General features: G+C 60.9%; 3 protein-coding genes. 2 read left to right on the top strand and 1 reads right to left on the bottom strand.

Annotated elements, in window-relative coordinates; all coding sequences use genetic code 11:
• Positions 1-14: 14 nt before the first annotated feature.
• Complete coding sequence (locus tag OC610_RS29850) at positions 15-1,640, bottom strand: methyl-accepting chemotaxis protein (RefSeq protein ID WP_264431773.1); 1,626 nt, start codon at positions 1,638-1,640, stop codon at positions 15-17.
• Between the two features lie 256 nt (positions 1,641-1,896).
• Between OC610_RS29850 and OC610_RS25355 the strand changes: the two genes are divergently transcribed.
• Positions 1,897-2,127, top strand: a complete 231-nt coding sequence (locus OC610_RS25355; protein WP_264431772.1) for a hypothetical protein — start codon at positions 1,897-1,899, stop codon at positions 2,125-2,127.
• Positions 2,124-2,426, top strand: coding sequence for a cell division protein ZapA (locus OC610_RS25350; protein ID WP_181290909.1), 303 nt, complete (start codon positions 2,124-2,126; stop codon positions 2,424-2,426). The genes OC610_RS25355 and OC610_RS25350 overlap by 4 nt, the downstream gene beginning before the upstream one ends.
• Positions 2,427-2,565 lie beyond the last annotated feature (139 nt).

Genomic DNA, 2,565 nt, shown 5'->3' with positions numbered 1-2,565 from the left:
AGCTGGGTTATGGGTTAAAGGCTGAACCGCCCAACCATGCTGTTCAAATCCACCGCCAGGCGCGACAGCTCGGCGCTCGCGGCGCTGGTCTGGTTCGCGCCGGTGGCCGATTGCACCGACAGGTCGCGGATGTTCACCAGGTTGCGGTCCACTTCGCGGGCCACCTGGGCCTGTTCTTCGGCGGCGCTGGCGATCACCAGGTTGCGTTCGTTGATCTCGACGATGGCGCTGTTGATCGTGTCGAGGGACATGCCGGCACCGCGGGCGATGTTCAACGTCGATTCGGCGCGTTCGGTGCTGTTGCGCATCGAATCCACGGCCTGTTCGGTGCCGCTCTGGATGCTGCCGATCATGCGTTCGATTTCGCTGGTCGACTGCTGGGTGCGGTGGGCGAGGGCGCGGACTTCATCGGCGACCACGGCGAAACCACGACCGGCTTCACCGGCACGGGCGGCTTCGATGGCGGCGTTCAGGGCCAGCAGGTTGGTCTGGTCGGCCAGGCCACGGATCACGTCGAGCACCTTGCCGATGTCGCGGGATTCATCGGCCAGGTTGCCGATCAGCGTGGCGGTGCTTTGTACGTCGGCGCTCATGCGTTCGATGGCGCCGACGGTTTCCTGCACCAGGTCGCGGCCGTCGCCCGCTGAAGTCGTGGCGTTCCTGGACGCTTCCGAGGTGCTGACCGCGTTGCGGGCAACCTCTTCAACGGCGCTGGTCATCTCGTTGACCGCGGTGGCGGCTTGTTCGATTTCGTTGTTCTGCTGGGTCAGGCCACGGGCGCTTTCGTCGGTGACGCTGTTGAGCTCTTCGGCGGCGGAAGCCAGTTGCGTGGCCGAGCCGGAAATGCGCTGCAGGGTGTCACGCAGCTTGTCCTGCATGGTCGCCATGGCGCGCAGCAGGCGGCCGGCTTCGTCGCTGCCGTCAACGGTGATCGGCCGGGTCAGGTTGCCCTTGGCGATTTCCTCGGCGGCGTCCAACGCGTTGGCGATCGGCTTGGTGATGCTGGTGGTCAGCAGCCAGGCGAAGAGCAGGGTCAGGCCGGTGGAGATGACCAGTAGGGTGACGACCCAGTTGAAAGCGGTTGAAGCTTGTTGGGCTGCACTTTGGTTGAAGGCTTCGGCTTGCTGATTGTTGATCTCGGTAAGGCGAGCCAGGACCGTGTTGACAGCTTCCGAATTGGTCTGCAGGTCGTTAGCGAGCAGGGTCCGCAGTTCTTCCATCTGGTTATTGCGCGAAAGGGTCTTCATACGCTCTTCAAGCTGACGGTACTGACTCAGCAACTGCACGTATTGGTCATAGGCGGCGCGTTCTTCCGGAGCGCTGATGAGCTTTTCATAGTTGCTTTGAGCCGTGCGGATCTGCTGGTTGCGTTGTTCGAACAGATCGAGGGTCTTCTGCTGGACGTCCGCTTCGCGGTTCGTCAGCAAGCGATAGGACAGCACCCGCAGGCGCAGGGTCAGTTGGGTGAATTCGTTCAGGGCCTTGATACTCGGCACGCTGTTTTCGACGATGTTTTCACCAGACGTGCGAATCTTGCTCATCTGGCTCAAGGCAAACACGCCCAGGGCCAGCATCAGGGCGCCGATCAAGGCAAACCCCAGGAACGCTCGTGGCGCGATGTTCATATTACGTAAGGACATGGAAATTACCGTGAAGAAGCGCGTCCGTGCGGGGCTGTGACTGGTTAACTGACTTATCGGTCATACGACTAAAGTCTTGAGGGCGCTGCGTGCTTTTGTCGCATTCCGGCGTCGATGGCGCGACGAAGGGTCGGAACCAGATCCCTCCTGCACAGTCTTTACAGCTCGCGAGCGGTGCACCGCTGCCTCTAAGTCGTGGCGTCGACGATGACTTTTCTTTATCGTACGCGCCCCTGGAAAAAGCCTGGAAATCAATATGTTGGAAGCATCCCTGAGCCAACTGGAGCAACTGGTCACCGACCTGGTGCAACAGAATCGTCACCTCACCGGCCTGAACGAAACACTGAACGCCGAACTGGCCAAGGCCAAGGATGAAAACGAAAGCCTGCAACTGAGCCTGATGGAGCAGGAAGAATTGCATGGCAGCACCGCTGCCCGCATCCAGACCCTGATCGAGCGCGCCAGCAGCGCAACGGTTGGCGCATGAAGCACGGCGCCGATGGGGTCACGGTCGTCTCGATCCTGGGGGAAGACTATTCAATCAAGGCGCCGGCCGGGCAGGAGCAGGCGTTGCTGGACGCCGCTTCGATGCTCAAGGCGGCCCTGGCCGATACCAAGCGCAAATACCCGACGTTGATCGGCGACCGCCTGCTGGTGCTGGCGGCCATGAACCTGTGTTCGCAGCAGATCGAAATGCAAAAGCAGCACCAGGCGGAGCTCGATCGGTGCCAGGAGCAGGTCAGCGCGACGGTCGAGGTGATTGCCAAGACGATTCAGCAGGCTTGAAGATTATGAAGGCCAAGGGATGGTGGTGATCTTGTTGTGGGAGCGGCGGTGCGGCGATCCGACTTGTTCGTGAAAGCGGTGGGTCAGGCAAATTATTGGCAACTGATGTACCGCTTTCGCGAGCAAGCTCGCTCCCACA

Origin of the sequence: Pseudomonas agronomica (assembly GCF_025917275.1) — a bacterium.
GTDB classification, from domain to species: domain Bacteria; phylum Pseudomonadota; class Gammaproteobacteria; order Pseudomonadales; family Pseudomonadaceae; genus Aquipseudomonas; species Aquipseudomonas agronomica.
This window is presented reverse-complemented; position numbering and strand designations above follow the sequence as displayed.